We start from the raw sequence: 306 nt of genomic DNA on the forward strand, positions 1-306 counted from the left end.
CTCTTCCGGAACCGCACCTCGCGGCCCGCGGGACCCAGCGCTCATGCGCGCGGTCCGGGCACGAGGATGCCCCCGAGTCAGTTCCCTTTCCTATGCGCCATGCGGCCCCCAGGGCACGTGTATGCGATACCGGACACCGTAACGGTGGGCGCCGCCCACCGGTCAGCGGCCAGAGCATGGGGGGCACGCCCGGTCCCGTTCCGAACCCGGAAGCTAAGCCCCATCGCGCCGAGAGTACTGCGGGGTCAGCCCGTGGGAGGCCAGGGCGCCGCTGACCGGTGGACGGCACCGAGCCGTCATCGAACT

Annotated in this window: 1 rRNA gene; it reads left to right on the forward strand. The window is 71.6% G+C overall.

Features of this window, described 5'->3' with window-relative positions:
- Nucleotides 1–161 precede the first annotated feature (161 nt).
- Nucleotides 162–277, forward strand: a 5S ribosomal RNA gene (gene rrf, locus DW661_RS10035).
- The last annotated feature ends 29 nt before the right edge of the window (nt 278–306 follow it).

It is taken from the genome of Collinsella sp. AM24-1 (genome assembly GCF_003470325.1).
Taxonomy (GTDB): domain Bacteria; phylum Actinomycetota; class Coriobacteriia; order Coriobacteriales; family Coriobacteriaceae; genus Collinsella.